Source organism: Marinobacter pelagius, from assembly GCF_003315345.1.
Lineage (GTDB): Bacteria > Pseudomonadota > Gammaproteobacteria > Pseudomonadales > Oleiphilaceae > Marinobacter > Marinobacter pelagius_A.
The window spans coordinates 75,008-97,461 of record NZ_QNRO01000013.1 but is presented as its reverse complement, the minus strand read 5'-3'; the positions used below and the strand labels follow the sequence as shown (position 1 = coordinate 97,461).

21 protein-coding genes are annotated in these 22,454 nt (G+C 59.6%); 8 read left to right on the top strand and 13 right to left on the bottom strand.

Annotated features, from left to right (window positions below):
- Positions 1 to 32: 32 nt before the first annotated feature.
- The 5 genes from ccoG to ccoN form a co-directional block, all read right to left on the bottom strand.
- Positions 33 to 1,463, bottom strand: a complete 1,431-nt coding sequence (gene ccoG, locus DET50_RS12445) for a cytochrome c oxidase accessory protein CcoG (RefSeq protein WP_113863164.1) — start codon at positions 1,461 to 1,463, stop codon at positions 33 to 35.
- Positions 1,464 to 1,597: 134 nt separating this feature from the next.
- Positions 1,598 to 2,488, bottom strand: coding sequence for a cytochrome-c oxidase, cbb3-type subunit III (gene ccoP, locus DET50_RS12440; RefSeq protein WP_113863163.1), 891 nt, complete (start codon positions 2,486 to 2,488; stop codon positions 1,598 to 1,600).
- Positions 2,485 to 2,670, bottom strand: coding sequence for a cbb3-type cytochrome oxidase subunit 3 (locus DET50_RS12435; RefSeq protein WP_113863162.1), 186 nt, complete (start codon positions 2,668 to 2,670; stop codon positions 2,485 to 2,487). Before DET50_RS12435 ends, ccoP begins: the two co-directional genes overlap by 4 nt.
- A gap of 4 nt (positions 2,671 to 2,674) precedes the next feature.
- On the bottom strand, positions 2,675 to 3,283 hold the full coding sequence (ccoO, locus tag DET50_RS12430; RefSeq protein ID WP_113863161.1) for a cytochrome-c oxidase, cbb3-type subunit II: 609 nt from the start codon (positions 3,281 to 3,283) through the stop codon (positions 2,675 to 2,677).
- A 15-nt stretch (positions 3,284 to 3,298) separates the two neighbouring features.
- A complete protein-coding gene (ccoN, locus tag DET50_RS12425; protein ID WP_113863160.1) occupies positions 3,299 to 4,729 on the bottom strand; it encodes a cytochrome-c oxidase, cbb3-type subunit I in 1,431 nt (476 codons plus the stop codon).
- Between the two features lie 220 nt (positions 4,730 to 4,949).
- Here ccoN and DET50_RS12420 point away from each other — a divergent pair, with 220 nt between their 5' ends.
- Positions 4,950 to 5,603 carry an alpha/beta family hydrolase gene (locus tag DET50_RS12420; protein WP_258546123.1) on the top strand — a complete coding sequence of 218 codons (654 nt, stop codon included), beginning with the start codon at positions 4,950 to 4,952 and terminating at the stop codon, positions 5,601 to 5,603.
- Here the strand turns inward: DET50_RS12420 and DET50_RS12415 are convergent.
- Entirely contained in the window at positions 5,572 to 7,437 is a 1,866-nt protein-coding gene (locus DET50_RS12415) for a sensor domain-containing diguanylate cyclase (RefSeq protein ID WP_113863158.1), read from the bottom strand. The genes DET50_RS12420 and DET50_RS12415 overlap by 32 nt on opposite strands.
- A gap of 112 nt (positions 7,438 to 7,549) precedes the next feature.
- On the opposite strand from DET50_RS12415, the gene rlmM reads away from it, so the two are divergent.
- A complete protein-coding gene (gene rlmM, locus DET50_RS12410) occupies positions 7,550 to 8,623 on the top strand; it encodes a 23S rRNA (cytidine(2498)-2'-O)-methyltransferase RlmM (RefSeq protein ID WP_113863157.1) in 1,074 nt (357 codons plus the stop codon).
- A gap of 30 nt (positions 8,624 to 8,653) precedes the next feature.
- Here the strand turns inward: rlmM and DET50_RS12405 are convergent, their stop codons facing one another.
- Positions 8,654 to 8,944: an antibiotic biosynthesis monooxygenase family protein gene (locus DET50_RS12405; protein WP_113863156.1), complete on the bottom strand. Its 291-nt coding sequence runs from the start codon at positions 8,942 to 8,944 to the stop codon at positions 8,654 to 8,656.
- An 87-nt stretch (positions 8,945 to 9,031) separates the two neighbouring features.
- Here DET50_RS12405 and tusA point away from each other — a divergent pair, with 87 nt between their 5' ends.
- Positions 9,032 to 9,271: a sulfurtransferase TusA gene (gene tusA, locus DET50_RS12400; protein WP_113863155.1), complete on the top strand. Its 240-nt coding sequence runs from the start codon at positions 9,032 to 9,034 to the stop codon at positions 9,269 to 9,271.
- Positions 9,272 to 9,279: 8 nt separating this feature from the next.
- Here the strand turns inward: tusA and dsbD are convergent, their stop codons facing one another.
- A complete protein-coding gene (dsbD, locus tag DET50_RS12395; RefSeq protein WP_113863154.1) occupies positions 9,280 to 11,187 on the bottom strand; it encodes a protein-disulfide reductase DsbD in 1,908 nt (635 codons plus the stop codon).
- A 128-nt stretch (positions 11,188 to 11,315) separates the two neighbouring features.
- On the opposite strand from dsbD, the gene DET50_RS12390 reads away from it, so the two are divergent.
- The 3 genes from DET50_RS12390 to pdxB are packed head-to-tail and all read left to right on the top strand — an operon-like array spanning position 11,316 to position 14,365.
- Positions 11,316 to 11,906, top strand: coding sequence for an elongation factor P hydroxylase (locus tag DET50_RS12390; protein WP_113863153.1), 591 nt, complete (start codon positions 11,316 to 11,318; stop codon positions 11,904 to 11,906).
- Positions 11,903 to 13,195, top strand: a complete 1,293-nt coding sequence (locus DET50_RS12385; RefSeq protein WP_113863152.1) for a DEAD/DEAH box helicase — start codon at positions 11,903 to 11,905, stop codon at positions 13,193 to 13,195. Before DET50_RS12390 ends, DET50_RS12385 begins: the two co-directional genes overlap by 4 nt.
- A gap of 15 nt (positions 13,196 to 13,210) precedes the next feature.
- On the top strand, positions 13,211 to 14,365 hold the full coding sequence (pdxB, locus tag DET50_RS12380; protein WP_113863151.1) for a 4-phosphoerythronate dehydrogenase PdxB: 1,155 nt from the start codon (positions 13,211 to 13,213) through the stop codon (positions 14,363 to 14,365).
- 171 nt (positions 14,366 to 14,536) lie between these two features.
- Here the strand turns inward: pdxB and htpX are convergent, their stop codons facing one another.
- From htpX to DET50_RS12365, 3 genes are all read right to left on the bottom strand, one after another.
- Positions 14,537 to 15,418 carry a protease HtpX gene (gene htpX / locus DET50_RS12375; RefSeq protein WP_113863150.1) on the bottom strand — a complete coding sequence of 294 codons (882 nt, stop codon included), beginning with the start codon at positions 15,416 to 15,418 and terminating at the stop codon, positions 14,537 to 14,539.
- Positions 15,419 to 15,511: 93 nt separating this feature from the next.
- On the bottom strand, positions 15,512 to 15,979 hold the full coding sequence (locus DET50_RS12370) for a hypothetical protein (protein WP_113863149.1): 468 nt from the start codon (positions 15,977 to 15,979) through the stop codon (positions 15,512 to 15,514).
- Positions 15,980 to 15,989: 10 nt separating this feature from the next.
- Positions 15,990 to 17,204 carry a pyridoxal phosphate-dependent aminotransferase gene (locus DET50_RS12365; RefSeq protein WP_091999942.1) on the bottom strand — a complete coding sequence of 405 codons (1,215 nt, stop codon included), beginning with the start codon at positions 17,202 to 17,204 and terminating at the stop codon, positions 15,990 to 15,992.
- A 236-nt stretch (positions 17,205 to 17,440) separates the two neighbouring features.
- Here DET50_RS12365 and DET50_RS12360 point away from each other — a divergent pair, with 236 nt between their 5' ends.
- The gene (locus tag DET50_RS12360; RefSeq protein ID WP_113863148.1) at positions 17,441 to 17,926 is read left to right on the top strand and encodes a glutathione peroxidase; all 486 of its coding nucleotides are present in this window, start codon (positions 17,441 to 17,443) and stop codon (positions 17,924 to 17,926) included.
- 25 nt (positions 17,927 to 17,951) lie between these two features.
- Here DET50_RS12360 and DET50_RS12355 read toward each other — a convergent pair whose 3' ends face one another.
- Entirely contained in the window at positions 17,952 to 20,213 is a 2,262-nt protein-coding gene (locus tag DET50_RS12355) for a hybrid sensor histidine kinase/response regulator (protein WP_404932740.1), read from the bottom strand.
- 274 nt (positions 20,214 to 20,487) lie between these two features.
- Between DET50_RS12355 and DET50_RS12350 the strand changes: the two genes are divergently transcribed.
- Entirely contained in the window at positions 20,488 to 21,498 is a 1,011-nt protein-coding gene (locus DET50_RS12350) for a LysR family transcriptional regulator (RefSeq protein WP_113863146.1), read from the top strand.
- Here DET50_RS12350 and DET50_RS12345 read toward each other — a convergent pair.
- Entirely contained in the window at positions 21,487 to 22,452 is a 966-nt protein-coding gene (locus DET50_RS12345; protein ID WP_113863145.1) for a GNAT family N-acetyltransferase, read from the bottom strand. The genes DET50_RS12350 and DET50_RS12345 overlap by 12 nt on opposite strands.
- Positions 22,453 to 22,454 lie beyond the last annotated feature (2 nt).

Sequence of the window (22,454 nt, the reverse complement as noted above, 5' to 3'; positions counted from 1 at the left end):
TCTAGCCGGTGTGTCGGGGCCAATTTTAAAAATCAGCGCGTTGGACCGACAAACCGGCTTTCAGTTTCAAGTTTCAGTGACGAATCTGTCTCGGAAACCGCCTGGAACCGGATCTCGTTGTTGGATTCGGAGATGGATTCCGGTGGAACGTCCACGACGGTCGGTACCGAACGGTTCTCGCCACTTTCAACGGTTACCCTGGTGTCGGTCAGGATCTGGATGCCCTCAAGGCCACTCACGGAGATGGAGAAGACCTGAGGCACTTCGGTCATGTTGGCAATCTTCAGGGTATAGGAGTTCTCAATCCGTCCCTGACCGTTAAAGCTGTACAAAGCGCCACGGTCCCGCAGGGCATCCATCTGGGCCGGAACCCGGGTCGCAATGGTGAAAATAATCGCGGAAATCATCAGTGCCAGCATGATGCCATAGCCAAAGGTACGGGGACGAAGCAGTTTGGAGGTCTTGCCCTCCAGTTCGTTCTCCGTGGTGTAGCGGATCAGACCCTTGGGATAGTTCATTTTTTCCATGACTTCGTCGCAGGCGTCAATGCAAAGGGCACAGCCAATGCACTCGTACTGGAGACCATCCCGGATATCGATACCGGTGGGGCAGACCTGGACACACTGGCCGCAGTCAATACAGTCACCGAGGCCCAGTTCGCTCGGGTCAACACCCTTCTTGCGGCTGCCCCGGGGCTCGCCACGGTTAGGGTCGTAGGAAACCACCCTGGTGTTCGGGTCGAACATGACCGACTGGAAGCGCGCATACGGGCACATGTACAGGCATACCTGTTCGCGCAACCAGCCAGCGTTCAGGTAGGTGGCGACGGTGAAGAAGGCCACCCAGAAGTAGGCCCAGCCATTGGCATGCAAGGTGAAAATGTCGGCGATCAACTCCCGGATGGGATAGAAATACCCGACAAACGTGAGGCCAGTTGCAAAAGCAATCAGTAGCCAGACTGCGTGCTTGGCAGATTTTTTGGCAATTTTCACACCGGAATTCGGTGCCTTGTCCAGCTTCATCCGCTTGTTGCGGCTGCCCTCGATCCGCTCTTCAACCCACATGAATATGAAGGTCCACACCGTTTGCGGACAGGTATAGCCACACCAGACCCGTCCGAACAGGGTGGTGATAAAGAACAGGCCATAGGCACAGATGATCAGCATGCCCGATAACAGGATGAAATCCTTGGGATAGAAGGTCATGCCATAGAGGTGGAATTCCCGCGCCGGAAGGTCGAAATGGATCAGCGGCTGGCCGTCGATGGTGATCCAGACGAACAGGAAGTACATGCCCATCAGAAGGGTCAGGCTCACATTCCTGATACGCTGGAAAAAGCCTTTCACTTCTTTGACATAGATCTTCTTTCGGCTCGCGTAGAGCTCGACAGTCTCGGGCTTTTTATTGTTGTTGGAGGAATCAGACGAAGGGTCAACCTGTTTGACCGGAATCTCACTGCTCATCGTAACCTCCCGATGAAATGGAAAAGCGGGGAGCGGGCCTCGGAGGGTCTGCTGATCTTCTCAAGCCTGTGCCCGCGAGGGCAGACACAGGGTTGAAAAGACCGGACCAGGGCAGGGCCCTGGCCGGACCATTCTCAGTTGGACAGGCTGTACACGTAAGCTGCCAGGATCTGGATCTGATCCTCGGTCAGACGTCCGGCCTGAGCCGGCATCTGGTTCTGGCGGCCGTTCATGACAGTTTCCTTGATCCACTCGTAAGTGGAACCATAGAGCCAAGTGTTGTCGGTCAGGTTGGGAGCGCCCATTGCCTGATTGCCTTTGGCGTTGGGTCCGTGACAGGCTACGCATGCCTGCTGGAATACCTGGGCACCGGCTTTGGCTGCTTCGGCGTCTTTTTCACGACCGCTGAAACTCAGCACGTAGTTTACCACCTGATCTACCTGCTCGTTGGTCATGCTGGGCATGGTGCCTTTGGCCGGCATGTTACCCATGCGGCCATTGTGCAGGGTTGCCAGGATGGCATCAGGCGTGCCGCCGTAAAGCCAGTCGTCGTCGGTCAGGTTGGGGAAGCCGACCTGTCCACGGGCCGCCGAGCCGTGACAGACGGCGCAGTTGTTAGCGAACAGACGCTGGCCGATCTTCAGGGCGTCCTCATTGGTGGCCAGTTCTGGCACCGGGGTGTTGCCGTACTGGGCATAGATTTCGCCGTATTTCTCTTCGGCGGCAGCCACCTCTGCTTCCCACTGGTTGGTGGAAGTCCAGCCCAGCAGGCCCTTGTAGTTGCCCAGGCCCGGATACAGCGCCAGGTAACCCAGGGCAAACACACAGGTCGCCATGAACAGATAGAACCACCACTTCGGCAGCGGATTATCGTATTCCTCAATGCCATCGAAGGAATGGCCCATGGTCCGGTCTGTTTCGACGTCAGTGGTCTGGCTCTTGCGGGTTGCCCATAGAAGCCATGCACAGCCAAAAACAGTACCGAGCACGATCACGCTGATCCAGATGCTCCAGAAGGTACTCATTGTTTCTTCTCCGTCTTTTCCTGTTCGAGAGTACGCTTTTCCACTTCGTCATCATCGAAGGGCAGTTGCGCCGCTTCGTCATTTGCCTTCTTGCGGTGGGCGCTATAGGCCCACCAGACGATTCCGAAGAAAGCCGCCATTACCAGAAGGGTGTGAATTCCGCGTAGCTCGTTAATATCCATTGGATCACCGTTTGTCTGAAATCACAGTACCTAGCTGCTGCAGGTATGCGACCAGTGCTTCGATCTCGAATTTACCCTTGACCTGTTCTGCAGCGTTGGAGATCTGCTCGTCGGAATAGGGTACTCCCAGAGTCTGGAGTGTCTCCATTTTTGACGCTGTCTCGGTGTGATCTACGCGGTTTTCGAACAGCCAGGGAAATGCCGGCATGTTGGACTCCGGTACCACGCTGCGCGGGTTGAACAGATGCTGACGTTGCCAGGCATCGGAATAACGGCCGCCAACACGGGCAAGGTCCGGACCGGTACGCTTGGAGCCCCACAGGAACGGGCGGTCATAGACGAACTCGCCCGCGACGGAGTAGTGGCCATAGCGCTCGGTTTCCGCACGGAATGGACGGATCTGCTGGGTATGGCACACGTGGCAGCCTTCGCGGATGTAGATGTCCCGGCCTTCCAGTTCCAGAGCGGAGAGCGGCTCAAGGCCCTCTACCGGCTCGTTGGTCTGCTTCAGGAAGAACAGGGGCACTACTTCCACCAGGAAGCCACCACTGATGGTCAGGATGATCAGGATGATCATCAGACCAATATTCTTTTCGATAATTTCGTGTTTCATCTGATCTCTCTCCCGTTACGCCGCCTGAGCCGCAGCACTGTCCGCTGCAACCGCTTCTTTCTGACGAACGGTCATGTAGACGTTGTAGGCCATCAGCAGCATGCCGCTCAGGAAGATGACGCCGCCGAGGAAGCGGACGAAGTAACCCGGGTAGGAGGCCTCCAGGGCTTCCACGAAGCTGTAGGTCAGGGTGCCGTCTTCGTTGACTGCGCGCCACATCAGGCCCTGCATGATGCCGTTAACCCACATGGCAACGATGTAGAGTACGGTACCGACAGTCGCAAGCCAGAAGTGCACGTTGATCAGAGCAGTGCTGTACATTTCCTTGATGCCCCACAGTTTGGGGACCAGGTGGTAGACCGCGCCGATACTGATCATGGCAACCCAGCCCAGGGCGCCGGAGTGCACGTGGCCGATGGTCCAGTCAGTGTTGTGGGACAGTGCGTTGACGGTCTTGATGGACATCATCGGGCCCTCGAAGGTGGACATGCCATAGAAGGACAGGGAGACCACGAGGAAGCGCAGGATCGGATCGGTACGCAGTTTGTGCCAGGCACCGGACAGGGTCATCATGCCGTTGATCATGCCGCCCCAGGAGGGCGCCAGGAGGATCAGGGACATAACCATACCTGCAGTCTGGGCCCAGTCAGGCAGGGCGGAGTAGTGCAGATGGTGACCACCGGCCCATACATAGGTGGCGATCAGCGCCCAGAAGTGAACGATGGACAGGCGGTAGGAGTAGACCGGACGCGCAGCCTGCTTCGGCACAAAGTAGTACATCATGCCGAGGAAGCCCGCGGTCAGGAAGAAGCCTACGGCGTTGTGGCCCCACCACCATTGCATCATGGCGTCGGTGACACCGGCATACGCAGAGTAGGACTTGAAGGCGCTGGCAGGCAGAGCCAGGTTGTTACCGATGTGAAGGAAGGCAACGGTAATGATGAAGGCGCCATAGAACCAGTTGGCCACATAGATGTGCGGAGTGCTCCGCTTCATGATCGTGCCGAAGAAGACCAGGGCGTAGGTGACCCAGACCACGGCAATGGCGATGTCGATCGGCCACTCGAGTTCTGCGTATTCCTTGGATGACGTAAGGCCCATTGGCAGGGTGATTGCTGCTGCCACAATGATTGCCTGCCAGCCCCAGAACGTGAACGCTGCCAGGCCGTCCGAGATCAGGCGGGCCTGACACGTGCGCTGGACGACGTAATAGCAGGTGGCAAACAAGGCACTTCCACCAAAGCCGAAGATGACGGCGTTGGTATGCAGCGGCCGGAGCCGGCCGAAGTGGGTAAAGGGCAGGTCGAGGTTGAGGGATGGCCAGACGAGCTGCGCTGCGATCAGCACACCCATAGCCATTCCTACAATACCCCATACCACTGTCATGATGGCGAATTGTCTCACCACCTTGTAGTTGTATGTCAGGTTTGCATTTACTGTGCTCATAGCCTTACCAATGGGTTTAGGATGGGGAATTATGCGGGCGCAAGTATGGAGAAACCATTAGCTGTTTGCAATGACTCAGGTCAACTCCTGATATCCGTCAAATTCACCGAAATCAGCGACATGGCGAGCATGTGAATCATTCGCGAAGCGGAAGATGCGCCCAAGGTAATTGCTGCTTGCTCTGGGTATGATAGTCCCTGATCTGGCAGAGGTGAATTCAGTGGAATTGATTAAGAGCAATTACTACGAAAATCAGCCGAAAGTCGTACTGATTCTGGCCCATGGTGCCGGTGCACCGGCTGATTCTCCCTTTATGGAAGAGTTGGCCGCAGCGTTGGATGCCGAAGAAGTCGCGGCGGTGCGGTTCGAGTTTCCGTATATGCAGAAGCGCCGGCAGGATGGCAAAAAGCGGCCACCGGATCGTCGGCCCCGGCTTCTGGAGAGTTTCCGGGATGTACTTGCCCGGGTCCGGTCGGAGGTGGGTGATGGGTGCCCGGTTGTCATCGGTGGCAAGTCCATGAGTGGGCGAATGGCCAGTCTGCTGGCAGCCGAAGACAGCGGGATCGACGGTGTTGTCTGTTTTGGCTATCCGTTTCATCCCCCGGGAAAGCCGGATAACTGGCGCATTGACCATTTTCCCCGTATTGGCTGCCCCATGCTGGTGATCCAGGGCACCCGTGATCCCTTCGGCAAGCCGGATGAGGTGACTGAGCGGCAAAGTGAGCTCGGGGCCTGCCAGCTGGTATGGCTGGAAGGTGGTAACCACGATTTTCAGCCACTGGCCCGCCAGGCCCTGACCCGACAGGATTTGATCAAGGAGGCCGCCAGCCAGGTTCGTACATTTATTGAGTCGCGGGTGTGTCCCGGTCAGTAAGTTCCGGCTCTTCGGTCTGTACCCGGTCACGCCCGGAGGCTTTGGCCTGATACAGAGCATCGTCAGCTCGGCGGAAGAGCGTGCTCTGGTCCTCCGGGTTAGCCAGCTGCGCGACACCGGCGCTCAGGGTCATGGTCAGGGTCCGGCCGTCCGGAGTGTCCAGCGGCGTGTTCCTCAGGTCATCCAGTATCGCCTGGCATACCTTGCGAGCGCCCTCGATGTCGGCGCCGGGTAACAGTACGGCAAACTCCTCGCCGCCAAAACGGATGGCGATATCCCTTGGCCGTTTCACGTGGCGGGTGAGGATATCGGCAATCAGTTGCAGGCACGTGTCCCCGAAACCGTGGCCCCAGGTGTCGTTTACGGCCTTGAACCGGTCGGCATCGACCAGGGCAAGAGTCAGGGGTTGGCCGGTTCTCCTGGCTTCGGCACAGAGCTCCGGGAGGATGTTATCCAGATGCCGGCGGTTATACAGACCGGTCAATGGATCGTTCAGGCTCAGGGCCGCCAGTTTGCGATTGGCTTTCTCCAGTTCCCGCATGGCGTTGCGCAGTTGAGAGGTGCGTTCATGTACCTTGAATTCCAGCTGGGTGCGGGCCTTGTGCTCCACCTCCAGAAGTTTCTGGTTCAGCAGGCGCCAGCGCTGGACCATGGCGTAGTTCAGCAGAATGACCTGGCCGCCGATGGTTGCCTGCATTAAAGACTCCCGGGCCAGGAAATCGGCAAGGTAGCCGAACGCCGCGAGTGCGTAGATGAGAGCCCCGGCCAGCATCACCATCCAGGACAGCAGGTACCAGATGGCGGGTTGATAGCCCTGGCGCCAGCGAATGCCGGCCGAAATCAGCAGGCTTGCGATGACACTCAACGCCAGAACCGTGTTCAGGATGATGGTCTTGTTGTAGGGAAGGATGAAAGTCAGGGCCAGAAAGACGATACAGAACCAGGCCTGGACCTTGAGGGTGGTATTGGCCAGCGTATCCGGCCGGACTTCCAGGAATGATCGGCCAAACAGTGTCATCGCCAGGGCGCAGAGCCCCAGGGCCAGAGGAATCGAGGTGTTGGCGAAGCCCGCGCTCTCGGGCCAGAAATACTGGTTGGCAAAACCGCCCATGGCGAACAGGAACAGCCCCATCGCGCCCATATAAAAGGCGTTGTAGAAGTAGTAGACGGTTCCGGAACTGAAGAACAGCAGCAGATTGAAGGCGGCAAAGATCGCCAGCGCCCCATAGAACAACCCGTGGGTCAGTGTCAGGTGATTGCTGGTGGAGATAACCTCGGCCGGGGTCTCCAGGGACAGGGGAACGTTGAGCGCGCCGCTACTGCGGATGCGGATGGTGACCTGGAGCTGTTGCTGCGCTCCGAGGGTGACGGGCAGCAGGTAATACCGATAACCTATGCCTCTGGATGCAAACGGGTACTGGTCGCCGGTTGTCAGTTTCCGGCTGGTGCCATCGCGGGTAGCCGTCCAGAATGTGACCTCATCGAGCAGGGGATAATCCAGCTTGAGGTACCAGAGCCCCCGGATTTTACCGCTATTGTTCAGCTGCAGCGTCAGCCAGTAGACGGATTCAGTATGGCTGAACACCAGGTCATGGCCGTCAGCCGGTATCCAGGCCAGTGATTCTGGCAGTTCCTGCGGTGATTCGGCCCGGTGGGCGGCGTCGTCCGGCTCGGCGCTGTAGTAGCAGACATAATCCATCAGGTGGTGCCGGGAATTGTCCTCTGCGACGTCCAGCACGGGGCATTGACCCGGAGCTCCGGGCTGATCGGCCCAGGCAAGGGCAGACAGGCAGGAGATCATGGCCGCAGACATCAGCCGGGTCAGGAGTGGCATTCAGTGTTTCCAGCAAGAAAGTGAGCTGGAAGTGTAGCCAACGTACACAAGTTTCACTGTTAAACAGTTTCAAATTTGCGGGTTTCGGTCCGGAATCCGCCACAGGGGCAACATGGAACAGATTCTCGCATTCTGTAGGCCCGGCTTCGAGGCAGAGGCCGGGCGTGAACTCACCGATTCCGCGCTGGAATCCGGTCTGTACGGCTTTTTTGAACCGGCCAGGGGCGAGGGCATTGTCTGGTTTTCCCTCCCCGGACCGGAGCCGGCGGAGGAGTTGTTGGCCAGGCTCAGTCTGGAGAATCTGGTGTTTGTCCGGGACTGGCTAGTGGTCCTTGGCCGGCTGGAGCTGCCGGTGGAAGACCGGGTTGGAGCGGTGATTTCAGGCCTTCGGCAGCTTGAGGGAGGTATGCCGGAGTGCGCACGGGTGGAAATCCGGTTACCGGAGAACAACGCCGACAAGGACCTGGGCAACTTCGCCCGCAAATGGGTGGCGCCGCTCTCCAAGGGGCTGCGCGGGGCCGGACTACTCAAGGCCGTGGAGGCAGAGACCCTGGCCCGGCTGGAGATTTTTCTGCCGGATTTCAGTCATGCGGTGGTCGGGTACAGCCTGCGGAATAACCGGGCCCGGTTCGTGGGCGGCATTCCGCGGCTTCGGCTGCCGGCATCGGCCCCGAGTCGCTCGGCGCTGAAGCTGGAAGAGGCCTGGAAGGTTTTTCTGCCCCCTGAACAGGAGCTGGACTATCTCGGGGGCGGGAAGAAGGCCGCCGACCTGGGTGCCGCCCCCGGTGGCTGGACCTGGCAGCTGGTACGCCAGGGCATGCTGGTAACCGCGGTGGACAACGGCCCGATGGATCCTGACCTGATGGCCTCCGGTCAGGTTGAACATGTGCGTGCTGACGGATACAGCTGGCGACCCAAGCGCGGAATTGACTGGATGGTCTGCGATATTGTGGATCAGCCCAGGAAGACGGCACGGTTGGCGGTGGATTGGGTCGGCTCGGGGTTTTGCCGGTTCACCGTATTCAACCTGAAGCTGCCCATGAAGAAACGCTACGAAGAGTGGCTGATCTGCCGGGAAATCATCGAAGACGGGCTGGCACAGGCGGGCGTCGGTTTCCGACTGCGCGCCCGCCACCTGTATCATGACCGCGAAGAGATCACCTGTTTTATCGAGCGCACAGGCTGATCCGACGGGGCCAGGGGCAACCGGATGGAATCAGATCGCGTTCTGCTGCAGAACCGTAATGGCTTCATCCTTGTCCATCATGGGAACCAGCTCTGTCATCAGTTCCTTGCGTTCCTCGGAACGGTACCAGCGGTCCCAGTCGGCTTCCGATCGCCAGTTGGCCAGGGTGATCCGGTGGTTGGGGTCGTGGCTGTCGACGAGAGTCTCGCCGGAGATGAAGCCCGGCGCCGCCACTGCCTGCTGCAGCACCAGTCGGGCCCGCTGTTCATAGGCTTCTTCCAGGGATTCGGCGATGTGGCGTTCGATCAAAACCCGTATCATGGTTTTCCTCCGTATATTTTTACCTGTTATAAACAGGAATTTAGCACGTATTCCTGAAAAATCAGCTTAACCAGAAGGAGTGATCGTTTGACGGCCACTGAATTTGACGCCGAACTTGATGCCCGGGGCCTGTTCTGCCCGGAGCCGGTGATGATGCTCCACAACCGTATCAACGACGTCGAGCCCGGCGGCGTGCTGCGCGTGGTGGCGACCGACCCCTCCACCACTCGGGATATACCACGTTTCTGCCAGTTTCTCGGGCACGAGCTGGTGAGTCAGGTGGAGCAGGAGGGGGAGTTCATCTACCTGATCCGCCGGGGCGGATGAAACGGCCATCAGCTCCGGATCGGCAACCGCTCAAGGTGGGTCAGGAATTCCCGCTTGTCCATCTCACCGAGGATTCGTTGGTCTTCCAGCTCGTCGCCATCAGCCTGGTAGAACAGGATCGCCGGCGGACCGAACAGGCCCAGCTCATTCAGGAAGGCCTGCTGCTCGGGTGTATTCCGGGTCATGTCGATCTGCAGCAGGGTATAGGATGACAGTGCCTGGCCAACCTGGGCATCGCTGAATACGTTGCGCTCCATGACTTTGCAGGAAATACACCAGTCCGCATAGAAGTCGAGCATGACCGGTTGGTTCCGGTCCCGGGCTGCCTGCAACAGCCTCCGGATTTCCGCAGGATTCTCGACCTGCCGGAACTCCGCGTGGCTGGCGGCCGCCTGAGCTGAAGGAGCCGAAGAGGCGACCGTGAATGGCGCCAGGGGTTTGAGCGGATCGTTGGCACCACCGACGGCCCCGGCAAGCAGGGCCAGGCCGTAAGCGAACATGATCAAACCCAGCCCCTTGCGGGTTCGCTGCCAGCCGGCCCTGGCGGCGTCAAAGGCGCCGAGCTGGACCCCGGTGATGGCGATCAGCAAACCCCACAGGGTCAGCGCCACCCAGGCCGGAACCAGTCGCTCTACCAGCCAGATAGCCACCGCAAGCAGCATCACCCCGTAGAAGTGTTTGACCGCAGTCATCCAGTGGCCGCTGGTAGGCAGCAGTTTGCGACCGCCAACCGCAACCAGGATCAGCGGGACACCCATGCCCAGACCGAGCGCAAACAGGGCGATACCGCCGGTCACTGCATTCTGGGTAGTGGAAATGTACAGCAGGCTGCCCGCCAGTGGGGCTGAGACACAGGGCGAAACAATCAGTGCCGACAGGGCTCCTATGCCAAAAATACCCGCGACCCTGGAGCCGGTCAGCTTGTGGCTGGCGTTATTGAGAGGGTCCCGGATGAAGCGCGGGAGCTGGATCTCGAACAGGTCAAACATGGACAGCGCAAACACCACGAACAGCGTGGCAAAGATGCCCAGGACCCAGGGGGACTGGAGCTGTGCCTGCAGGTTGAAACTGGCGCCCAGCAATCCGGTCAGCACCCCGGCAGCGGCGTAGGTCAGCGCCATGCCCAGGACGTAACTCCCCGAGAGCATCAGGGCGTGACCGGTGGTGCGGGTGTTATGCCCGGACACCAGGGTGGAGATGATGGGTACCATGGGCAGGACGCAGGGGGTAAAGGTCAGGCCCAGGCCCAGCAGAAAGAACAGGCCGGCAATGACCAGCACGGACTGCTCCGAGAGGAAGCCCGCAAGGCCGGTGGCAGAGTTCGTGTCGATGGAACCGGCAGGCCCGCTGGAGGTGGCAGGTCCGGACGTGCCAGCGGTTGAACCGGAGGACGCAGTGTTGGTTGGGCCGGCGTCATCCCCACCGGGGTAATACAGCACCTCCCGGGTTTGGGGCGGGTAACATAACCCGGCTTCGGCACAGCCCTGGTAGGTGACCTCGAGCGTGGCCTCGCGAACCCCTTCGGGGAGGGTGACCGGCACGCGTGCCGCCACGGGCTCATAGAAAACGGTAACTTCACCAAAGAATTCATCGGTGGTGGTTTCACCCTGCAACGAGAAGGATGGATTCCCCACCGTCACGCCGTCGGTGACTGCGCTGATAGCAACACGGTTCTGGTACAGATAGTGGCCGGGAGTGATGTTCCAGTTCAGAGTGACCGCGCCCTGGTCCGTGGTGTAATTGAACGGCAGCGCTTCGTCGACAGGAAGGAAGTCATTGCCGCCGCCGAACAGGCTGGAGCCGGAACTGCCCAGGGCATGGGCCGGGGAAGCAAGCAGGGCCAGGCAGGTGGCCAGGATAAAAAACATGGTGAAGGCTGTCTGGCGAAGGCGGTCGGCAAAGCTCGGGTTTGTCATCTGGTGTGCAATTTCCCGGTTGTAGGTGTATGGATGATTCCTGCTCCGACGGCAGTGGACACAGGCTTGCTGGTAAAGTTCCCGGTGGTCTGGTATTGGATGCGTTAAAGTCGCACAATAGCCATCCAATGAATCACAGTCCAAACGATCTTATCATGCTGTTCAATGACCTGTTCCGGGAGCCATTCCGGACGATTCTGGTCAGGGGCGGCGCAGAACCCGAGTACCTGCCCGCTGACGGACCGTCCGGTCTGGCCCGGGTCGTGTTTGCTCACGGCTATTATGCCAGTGCATTACATGAAATAAGCCACTGGTGTATTGCCGGTGAGCATCGCCGCACACTTCACGACTACGGCTACTGGTACTGTCCGGATGGTCGCACTCCGGAACAACAGCGGGCCTTTGAGCAGGTTGAAATCAAACCCCAGGCCCAGGAATGGTTGTTCTCAGTGGCTGCCGGTACACGCTTTCACATCAGCGTGGACAACCTCTCCGGCGATGGGGCCTGTGACGAACAGCAGTTCCGTGCCAATGTCCTGGCACAGGCCGAGCGTTACCTGGCCGAGGGGTTACCGCCCCGGGGGCAGCAATTTTTTGATTCACTTAAGAGCTTTTACGGAACCACCCCGGACTTCGACAGCGCCTGGCAACAGGACGTGCAACGCCTGGTTCCACACAATTCGTTTTCCGACAGAGCAAGGAATACACAGACTGTATGACATCTGACCCAAAACACACCGGCGATCTGAAGTTCAGTGACCTGAACCTGGACAAACGCCTGCTGGACGCCATCTCCAACATCGGATTTGAATACTGCACACCGATCCAGGCAGAAACACTGCCGTGGACACTGGCCTGTGAAGACCTGATTGGCCAGGCCCAGACCGGTACCGGCAAAACCGCGGCCTTTCTGATCACCGCCATCCAGACACTGCTGGAAACACCGATTCCCGACAAGGACCGCTTCGCCTCCGAGCCTCGTGTACTGGCGCTGGCACCGACCCGGGAACTGGCGATGCAGATTGCCAAGGATGCGGAGCAGCTGTGCCAGTACACCGGTCACAATGTTGTCACCGTGGTTGGCGGCATGAACTATGACAAGCAGCGGGACCAGCTCCAGAATGAAATCGTGGACATCCTGGTGGCCACCCCGGGCCGGTTGATCGACTTCCTGGGTTCCCAGGACGTGTTCCTGGACCAGGTGGACATCCTGATCCTCGACGAAGCCGACCGGATGCTGGACATGGGCTTCATCCCCGACGTGAAGCGCATTATCCGCAAGTGCACCCCCAAGGACGACCGCCAGACTCTGCTGTTCAGCGCCACCTTCAACCAGGACGTACTCAACCTGGCATCCATGTGGACCAGCAACGCCGAGTTTGTGGAAATCGAGCCGGAGCAGAAGACCGCGGAACGGGTCGAACAGACCGTCTACCTGCTGGGTGAAGATGAAAAACTGCAGGTACTGGTCAATTACCTGAAACGCCCGGAAGTGGACAAGGCCATCGTCTTCGCCAACCGCCGGGACCAGTGCCGGGACCTCGAGGAAGACCTGAAAAACCAGGGCGTCAAGGTCTCCCTGATGTCCGGCGAGATCGCCCAGAACAAACGACTGCGCACCCTAGACCAGTTCAAGAAAGGCAATATCCAGGTACTGGTCGCCACCGACGTGGCCGGCCGGGGCATACACGTCAACGGCGTCACCCACGTGTTCAACTACAACCTGCCGGACAACGCGGAAGACTATGTGCACCGTATCGGCCGGACCGGGCGCGCGGGCAGCAAAGGCGTATCCATAAGCCTGGCTGGCGAGGACGACTCGTTCACCCTCCCGGCGATCGAAACCTATATTAATCAGAAGCTGAAAACCGAAGTTCCTGACGATACCCTGAGAGCACCACTGGAACAGCCGGCCATAACCCGCAAACGCGGTGGCCGGCGCAGCAGTGGCGGCGGCGGACGTCCCCAGGGCGGTCGCGGCGGCTCCCAGCGCCAGCGCAGGAACTGAAGGACGTAGACGACCATGCTGATCGTAGCTGACGAGAATATTCCGTTACTCGACTCCTTCTTCGGGGATATGGGCGAAATCCGCCGGGTCTCCGGCCGCCACATGAGCCCTGATGACGTCCGCGACGCAGACATTCTGCTGGTCCGGAGCGTAACCCGGGTCAACCGCGAGCTGCTCGAGGGCAGCCGCATCCGCTTTGTCGGAACCGCCACCATCGGCACCGACCACGTCGATCGCCAGTGGCTGGAAGAGCAGGGGATCCGATTCTCCGCCGCACCGGGCTGCAACGCCAACAGCGTCGTCGAATACGTTCTTTCGGTACTTTCACTTTATGCCGAGAGGCGTGGTCTGACTGACTGGACGGACCTGAGCGTGGGTATCGTCGGTGTCGGCAACGTCGGCGGGGAACTGGCAGCCAAGCTGGAACGCCTCGGCTTCACTACCCGACTGTGCGACCCGCCCAGAGCCGAACGGGAAGGCGAGCAGGGCCCCGAGTTCGTCAGCCTGGACGAAGCCATGGAATGCGACGTGGTCAGCCTACACACCCCGCTGACCCGGAACAGCCCCCACGCCACCTTCCACATGATCGGAGAACGCGAACTCTCCGGACTCACCTCCGACCAACTCCTGATCAGCGCCGGCCGTGGCGAAGTAATCGATACCTCCGTACTGAAGCAGCGCCTGAACTCCGCCAACTCGCCCCTCGTAGCCCTCGATGTCTGGGAACGGGAGCCGAAAATCGACCCCGATCTGGTAGATCTCGCCTGGCTGGCGACGCCCCATATCGCTGGCTACAGCCTGGAAGGCAAGGTCCAGGGCACCGAAATGATCTATCAGGCCCTGAGCACCTTCCTGGGCCTGCCGATCCGCAAGAAAGCCGGCCAGTTCCTTCCGGAACCCGCTTTGAGCAAGGTTTCGTTTACCTCGGCTGCAGACGAAGATAAAGCCATCAAGACCGCGCTCAGGGCCTGTTACGACCCCCGAGAGGATGATGCTCGCCTGCGGCTGGTAATGAACGGGAGTGCCGAGGAAAGGGGTGTGGCCTTCGATCGGCTGCGCCGGGATTATCCGGTAAGAAGAGAATGTTCCAGTCTGAAGGTCCAGCTCAAAGGAACCAGTAAGTCCCTGCAGGACAGTTTCAGAGCAATTGGTTTCAAACTGAAGATCTGAGGAATGTCCGTCAGGCTTTAACTTGGGGGGAGCTCCGCTGGCGGGGCCACCCTTCCGAAACACGCTCCTGGCGGCACGTCCCTGTGACGCTTGAGCTCCGCCATCCATGGCTCCGCACAGTTTCGGAAGGGTGGCCCCACCAGCGGAGCTATCGAACCTTTGTGCAATTCTTCAGAGATTCGCTTCCTGCAGGGCTCGAATACGGTCTTCCAGCGGCGGATGGGTCATAAACAGAGCACTCAGGCCGGCCCGGGCACCACGGTTGATGCCGAACGCCTGCAGCGAATCCGGCATCTGATCCGGCACCTCGCTTTCCTGCTTCAACCGGGCCAACGCGTTAATCATCGCCGAACGGCCTGCCAGCTGAGCCCCCGCAATATCCGCCCGGTATTCCCGGCGACGGGAGAACCAGAACACGATGGTGCTGGCCAGGATACCAAGGACGATCTCGGCCACGATGCTGACCACGAAGAAACCAATACCGTGGCCCTGCTCATTCTTGAACACCACGCGGTCAACAAATGAACCGATCACTCTTGAAGCGAAAATAACAAACGTGTTCACCACGCCCTGAATCAGGGCCAGGGTCACCATGTCCCCATTGGCCACGTGCCCAATCTCATGTCCAAGGACCGCGCGGATTTCATCCTTGTTGAACCGGTGCAGCAGCCCCTCACTGACGGCCACCAGTGCATCATTCTTGTTCCAGCCCGTGGCAAACGCATTGGACTGGGAGGCCGGGAAAATGGCCACCTCCGGCATCTTGATGCCCGCATTCCGGGCCAGTTCCGCGACGGTATCCACCAGCCAGCGCTCAGCCGGAGTCCGCGGAGATTCGATGACCTGAGCCTTCGTGCTCCACTTGGCCATCGGCTTGGAAATGAACAGTGAAATCAGGGCACCGGCGAAGCCGAACACCGCCGCGAACGCCAGCAGCGAGCCGTATTCGATGCCCTGCTGGCTCAGGTAACTGTCGACACCCAGCAAACGCAGGGTAAAACTGGCAACCACGATGACCGCAAGGTTGGTCGCCAGAAACAGCAGTATGCGCATGTTAATTCCTTGAAAGTTCAGTCAAAGACATGATTCACCCATCTGACCGGAATATGCGGTCCGGGTTCTCGGCTTCAAGAGTATTACCGCGATTTAATGGTAGCTGCTGTCGGCGAAAAAAGTAGCCTGGACCACCTGGCTGATGCGGGCGGAGTTGCCGCTCTTCAGCGCCTGGCGGATCAGGTGGATATGGGTGGAAAGATCCCGCTGGACGGAACGGGGGAGGTTGTCGGTCTCGGCCACCTGTACGCCGGCGGCATCCGCCAGTGCTTGCGGGGCCGGGGCGCTGAGCCGGATGAAGGCGGTGCGGGTCAGTACGGCCTGGTCCAGGGCTTCCTGCCGGATGGTGTCCACGTAGCGCAACAGGCCTTCCTCCTCGAGCCAGAGCAGGGCGCCGAAACAGGCCATGTGCCGCTTGCTGTGAAGACCGAACTCATCGGGCTCGTCCGGCCCCGCAATGTCTTCCACGAACAGGTTGACCCGGCGGGGGAAGACACCGTAGAGCTGCACCAGGGCGACGGCGACGTCCTTGTAGAATTCCTCGACGTGAATGTCTGCCATAAATTGTCCGTTACTGCTGGTATTTGCTCAGGAAATTGCCGAGGCGGCCCATGGCGTCCTCGAGAGTATCTGCCCGTGGCAGGAAGACCACCCGCAGGTGCTGCTTGTCATCCACGTTGAACGCGGACCCCTGTACCAGCAGGATCTTTTCCTGCAGCAGCAGGTCGAGCACCAGCTTCTCGTCATTGACGATGGGGAACTTCTTCGGGTCCAGTTTCGGGAACAGGTACAGGGCGCCTTCCGGTTTCACACAGCTGACGCCGGGAATGTCGTTCAACATTCGCCAGGCGGTGTCGCGCTGCTCAAACAGGCGGCCACCCGGGGCGACCAGGTCGTCGATGGACTGGTATCCACCCAGGGCGGTCTGGATGGCGAGCTGTGCCGGCACATTGGCACACAGGCGCATGTTCGAAAGCATCTCGATGCCTTCCACCAGATCCCGGGCGCGATGTTTGGCACCGCTGATGATCATCCAGCCGGAGCGGTAACCGGCCGCACGGTAATTCTTTGACAAGCCGTTGTAGGTGAAGAACAGGACGTCGTCGGCCAGGGAAGCGGTGGACACGTGCCGGGTTCCGTCATACAGAATCTTGTCGTAGATCTCGTCCGACAGCACGATCAGGTTGTGCTTGCGGGCCAGCTCGATGACCTGCTCCAGCAGCTCGGTGGAATAGACCGCCCCGGTCGGATTGTTGGGGTTGATCAGCACGATGGCACGGGTGCGCCGGGTGATCTTCTTGCGGATATCGTCAATATCCGGGAACCAGTTCTGCTCCTCGTCACAGCGGTAATGCACCGGCTTGCCGCTGGACAGGGTGACCGCGGCGGTCCACAGCGGGTAATCCGGTGCCGGAATGAGCACCTCGTCACCGGTGTTGAGCATCGCCTGCATGGACATCACGATCAGTTCGCTGACGCCATTACCCAGGTAGATGTCGTCGATATCCACCTTGTCGATGCCGCGCTGCTGGCAGTAGTGCATGACCGCCTTGCGGGCAGAGAACAGACCCTTGGACTCCACATAGCCCTGGGCCTGATGCATGTTGTAGATGACGTCCTGCTGGATCTCTTCCGGCACATCCAGCTCGAATGCGGCGGGGTTGCCGATGTTGAGCTTGAGCACACGGTGACCCTCTTCCTCCAGCCGACGCGCCTCACGCAGAACCACTCCACGAATTTCGTAACAGACGTTATCGAGCTTGGCGGATTTGTAGTAGTTCTGCATGGATTCAGATTCCTTGAGAGGTAATACGGATACACAGCCGTCCGGTTGACGGAAGGCTTTATTCTAGCGGAGCGAGGGTGCGCTACAACAGGGTAATTATGATGAATTGTGGCGGATTTAGGGAGTAAACCTCAGGCGGGTTCCCGGTTTTGTGACCAAGTGGCCTGTAACGGCGTGTTATTTTCCATCGGACTTGGTCACAATCAGGTTCCTCGCGCTCACCACAGGAGACCAGAATGGCGCAATCCAGTATCTACGATTTTACCGTTCGTGATATTCAGGGCAACGAACAGAGCATGGAGGCCTACCGCGACAAGGTATTGCTGATCGTGAACACGGCCAGCAAGTGTGGCTTCACGCCCCAGTTTGAGGGCCTTCAGGCTCTGTACAAGGACCTGAACGAACAAGGCCTGGAAGTTCTGGGGTTCCCCTGCAATCAGTTCATGAACCAGGATCCGGGCACCGACGAATCCATCAGCCAGTTCTGCAGCCTCAATTACGGCGTGGATTTCCCCATGTTTGCCAAGATCGAGGTGAACGGTGACGGAACGCACCCCCTGTATAAATTCCTCAAGCAGGAGGCGCGGGGCCTGATGGGCTCGGAAAAGGTCAAATGGAACTTCACCAAGTTTCTGGTGGACCGTAACGGCCGGGTTGTGCGTCGCTACCCGCCTACCACCAAGCCCGAGGCGATCCGCAAGGATATTGAAGAGTTGCTTTAGCAGCCTTGCCCCCCGAATCCGGGGGTTACTCCCGGGGCGCCCAGCGACTGATAGCGCTGCGGAGTTCGTCCCGGTTGTAGGGCTTGGTAATGTAATCGTTCATGCCGGCGGCGATGCAGTCCTCCCGGTCACCCTGCATGACATTGGCGGTGACCGCGATCACGGGCAGGTCCTTCCAGTCCGGGTTCTCGCGAATCTGGCGGGTGGCCTCGTAACCGTCCATGACCGGCATCTGGCAGTCCATCAGGACCAGGTCGTAGGCGGCATTCTTCAGGGCTTCCAGCGCCCGCTTGCCGTTTTCGGCGTGGTCCACCCGGTGGCCAAGCTTTTTCAGCAGGCTGCTGGCGACCAGCTGGTTCACCTGATTGTCCTCCACCAACAGTATCTGCAACGGCCGGGTGGCAGCGGTCGGCACTTCTGTTTGCTGTTCCTGCGCCTTTTCTGCCGGCATCAGTCCCACCGCCCGACACAGGCATCGATAGAATTCGTCCCGCCTCAGGGGGAGCGACAGGATCTGGTGGTCGGTATGACCCTCTATGCTGTTGCCTCTGGCCTCGGCGAGAATGACGCCTTCCCCGGGCCAGTTGTCGGCAAATGCCATGGTTTCGGCGTCACCCGCATCAATCGTTGACAGCAGGATGCCCTCGGGATGCCGGCTTGCGCCCCGGACCGGTATTCCCCAGGCCCGTAACTGGCTCTCCAGCGCCAGGCGGTGGGGATGGGGCGGGGGCACCGCCAGTGCAACCCCAATCTGCCGGAGCTTGTCCGGAAGTGATTCGGCTGTCGTGCCCGACTCGGGTTCTTCGTGAACCGGAAGTGGCAGGGTGACAGTGAAATGGGTGCCGCTTCCTTCCCGGGAATCCACCATGATCTGCCCGTGCATTCGCTCCACCAGCTGCCGGCACAGGGTCAGGCCGAGGCCGGTGCCTCCGTACAGGCGGGTGGTGTCGGTATCTGCCTGGGAGAAGGGCGAGAAAATCCGGTGCAACCCTTCCCGGGACATGCCGATGCCGGTATCGATGACTTCCAGGCGCAGGCTGCCCCCGGAATGGGTGGCCTTGATCTTCACATGCCCGGCATCGGTGAACTTGATGGCGTTACTGATCAGGTTGTTGAGAATCTGTCGGGTCCGGGTGGGATCGCCCAGGAAAGTTTCCGGCAGTTCCGGATCAATTTCGCTGACCAGGTCGATGCCCTTGGCCCGGGCCTGCTGGGAGTGCAGGGTCGCGCATTCCTCGATCAGGTGGCGCATGCTGAACGGAATATTTTCCAGATTGAGCTTGCCGGCCTCGACCTTGGAAATATCCAGGATATCGTTGAGCAGGCCAAGCAGACTCTCGCCCGCGTTCAGGGCGATCTCGATCCGGTTGCGCTGAACCGGGTCCAGCTCGCCCTCAAGCGCGACTCCCAGCATGCCCAGGACGCCATTGAGCGGTGTGCGTATCTCGTGGCTCATGCTGGCAAGGAAGTTGGCCCGCGACCGGGCCCGGCGGACGGCATCTTCCTTGGCTCTCACCAGGGCCCGGTTGCCCCGCTGCAAGGCCTCGTTCTTGTCCGAGATCTCACGGGTGCGGTCGGCGACTTCCTGCTCCAGCTGGCTGGAGTAGTTCTTGATGGCACTCTCTGCTTCCCGCAACTGTTCCAGGCTGGAGTCGATGGTTGCCAGGTGCTGGTTGATGATGCCGACCATGGTGCCGATCTCGTCCTGCTCATGCCTGGCGGGTACGGGTAGCCGGATCTTCTCCGGGGAGTCGGCGGAAACCCGGCTCAGCGCACTGATGACATTCATCATGGGCCGGGTCAGCACCAGGTAGAAAATGGCCAACAGCGCACCCGACAGCGCAAGGCTCTTCAGCAGGCCGCTGAACAGGGTATAGGCGGCCCGCTTGAGGAACTGCAATCCGTAGTGAAAGGTATCAATGGTGACAACCAGGTTGCCCAGGGGCAGGTCTGCGAGCTGCCGGACCTCGAGTTCGGAGCTGAAGGACCGGGTGTCACCGAACAGCAGGTCACTGAGCCAGCGATAGGGTGATACAGGGCTGCTCTGGCTGGCCGCGGCCATGGTATGCCCCTCGTTGTCGATGATCCGGGCATCAATGGTGGCAGGGTGGCGCAGCAGGCCATCGAGCAGTTCCTCGGCGAGGCGGACGTCGATGTTGTAGGCAATCTGGGATGCCGGGCTGTGACTGATCTCGATCAGTGCATTGATTTCGGATTCCATGGCCTCCCGGGCGCTGAAATAGTCCAGGGTGATCTGGACCAGGTTCAACACAAGCCCCAGCGCCATGGCGACAAGGAGAGTGTCTCGGGTCAGCCTGTATGAAAGCCGCTTTTTGAAGGTGTTGGTCACGGGTAGTTGCTGTCTCTGTTCCCGGCTGGTTAGGCATCGGAGCCAAGGTTAGCAGAAAAGGCGAATGGAATCCGTGTTTTGGATGACGTGGACAAAGAGTTCTATAGATTTTGTGAATTTTGTATCAGAAATGTATCATTGGCATGAATGATGTGTCTGGTTGGCGACCAGCACTATCCGATTTTCCCCTGATGCAATGCCGGAGCGCCTGATGGATCTTTCCCGTGTCGACCTGAACCTGCTGGTGTATCTCGATGTGCTGTTGCGGGAACGCAACGTGACCAAGGCGGCCAACCATCTCGGGATCACCCAGCCTGCCATGAGTAACGGCCTGCGTCGATTGCGGGACCTGTTTGCCGATCCGTTGCTGGTCAGAACCAGTGAAGGGATGACGGCCACGGAGCGGGCCAGGGAGCTGCAGCCGCTGGTTCGTGGCATCCTGTCGGATATCGAGCAGGCGGTGCAGGAGAAAACGCCCTTCTCGGCCATGGAGAGCCAACGGGTGTTCCGGATCATGGCCAGTGATTACGCCGAGTCCTGCCTGATGCCCCGGGTTCTGCGCCGGATCCGCCAGGAGGCGCCCCATGTCACCCTGGATGTGCTGACCCCCAGTGACGTGAGTTTCCTGGACGTGGAGCAGGGGCGGCTGGACATGGCCATCAACCGCTTTGACAAGATTCCCCAGTCGTTTCACCAGAAGACCCTCTGGACCGAGTATTTTGCCTGCCTGATGAATGCCCGGAATCCGATCCTCAAGGAACCGTTCACCCTCGATACCTACCTGGCGGCGAGCCATATCTGGGTCAGCAAGACCGGGTTTGGCGTTGGTGTGGGGGTGAATCCGAAAGATGTGCAGCGTCTTGGCTGGGTGGATGAGGCACTCGGGCGAATGGGGGCCAAGCGGCAGATTTCCGTGTTTACCCGACATTACCAGGTGGCCATGCTGCTGGCCGAACAGCACGATCTGATCGCCACCCTGCCGTCACGGGCGGCCTGGCTGCAGAAGGACAATCCCAACCTGGTGGTCAAGGTGCCACCGTTCGAAATACCGCCGTTCGAACTGAAAATGGCCTGGAGTCCGCTGCTGCAGCACAACACGGATCACCAGTGGCTGAGGAAACTGATCGCCGAGGTGGCTGAGGAAGTGGATACGGAGTTCGCGCCCTTCGGCGCCCGGTTCGAGTCCGCGGATCTCCCGCAGGTCCACCATTCAGAGCGGTAGCTGGCGGAGTTCCAGGGAACTTCGCCCAACGTCCCACATACGCTGGAAAGCCTCTGACAGCAGCTTCACCCGGCCACTGTCGGAAAAGTTGCAGAAGCCCTCAGGCTTGTAGAAGTCGTGGCGGTACAGCACGCCTTCCCGATCGATCAGCATGAACGGCTGGTCCTCCACCGGATAGTCGTCGTTCACCAGCTTCAGCTCAATCCGGCTGGGTAGCCGGCGCATCAGCTCCACCAGCTGGTGGCGGCGTTTTACCAGGGGTTTGTCGTCGTGGATCAGCAGCCGGACTTCGCTGAGCCGGTGGCGGCGGGCGAGGGCAGAAATCAGTTCCCGGAACCGGAAGCGATCATACAGGTCGTGTTCCAGCAGGCGGTCATACAGCCAGATCCGTTGCCCCGCCTGGCCGGCGAGGGAGTCCATCAGGGCCAGCATGCGGGTCTCGTTTTCAAACCGCCAGCTTTGCCGGTCCTCTTCCAGCAGCAGCGGATGGTCGCGCTCTTCCAGTGCGGCTACGGCAAGCTCTGGCGCCAGGCAGCGCATGTCGTAGTGGGGAATCCCGGCATCGTCGTAGACGTCCGAGCACACATGGAACCCGGACCGCTGGTAGAAAGGAATCGCGTGTTCCTGGGCAGACAGCCGGACCTCATCGTACTGGCCTGCGGCCTCGGCCAGCAGGTGGCGCAGCAGCGCCTCTCCGATACCTTTGCCCCGATGCTCGGGCAGGATTGCCATGCGGCCGATGTGGGCAGTTTCATCCAGGCTGGAGAACAGCCGGGCCACGCCTACCGGGGTGTTGTCAGGCAGAACTGCCAGGAAGTGATCGGCAATCTCGTCGGTCTCGTCCCACTCCAGTTCCGGCGGTATCTGCTGTTCCTCGATAAACACGCGCTGGCGGATATCCCGGATATGACCGGGAGCCAGTTGCCAGCTGTATTTGCGAATCCGGACCGTCATGA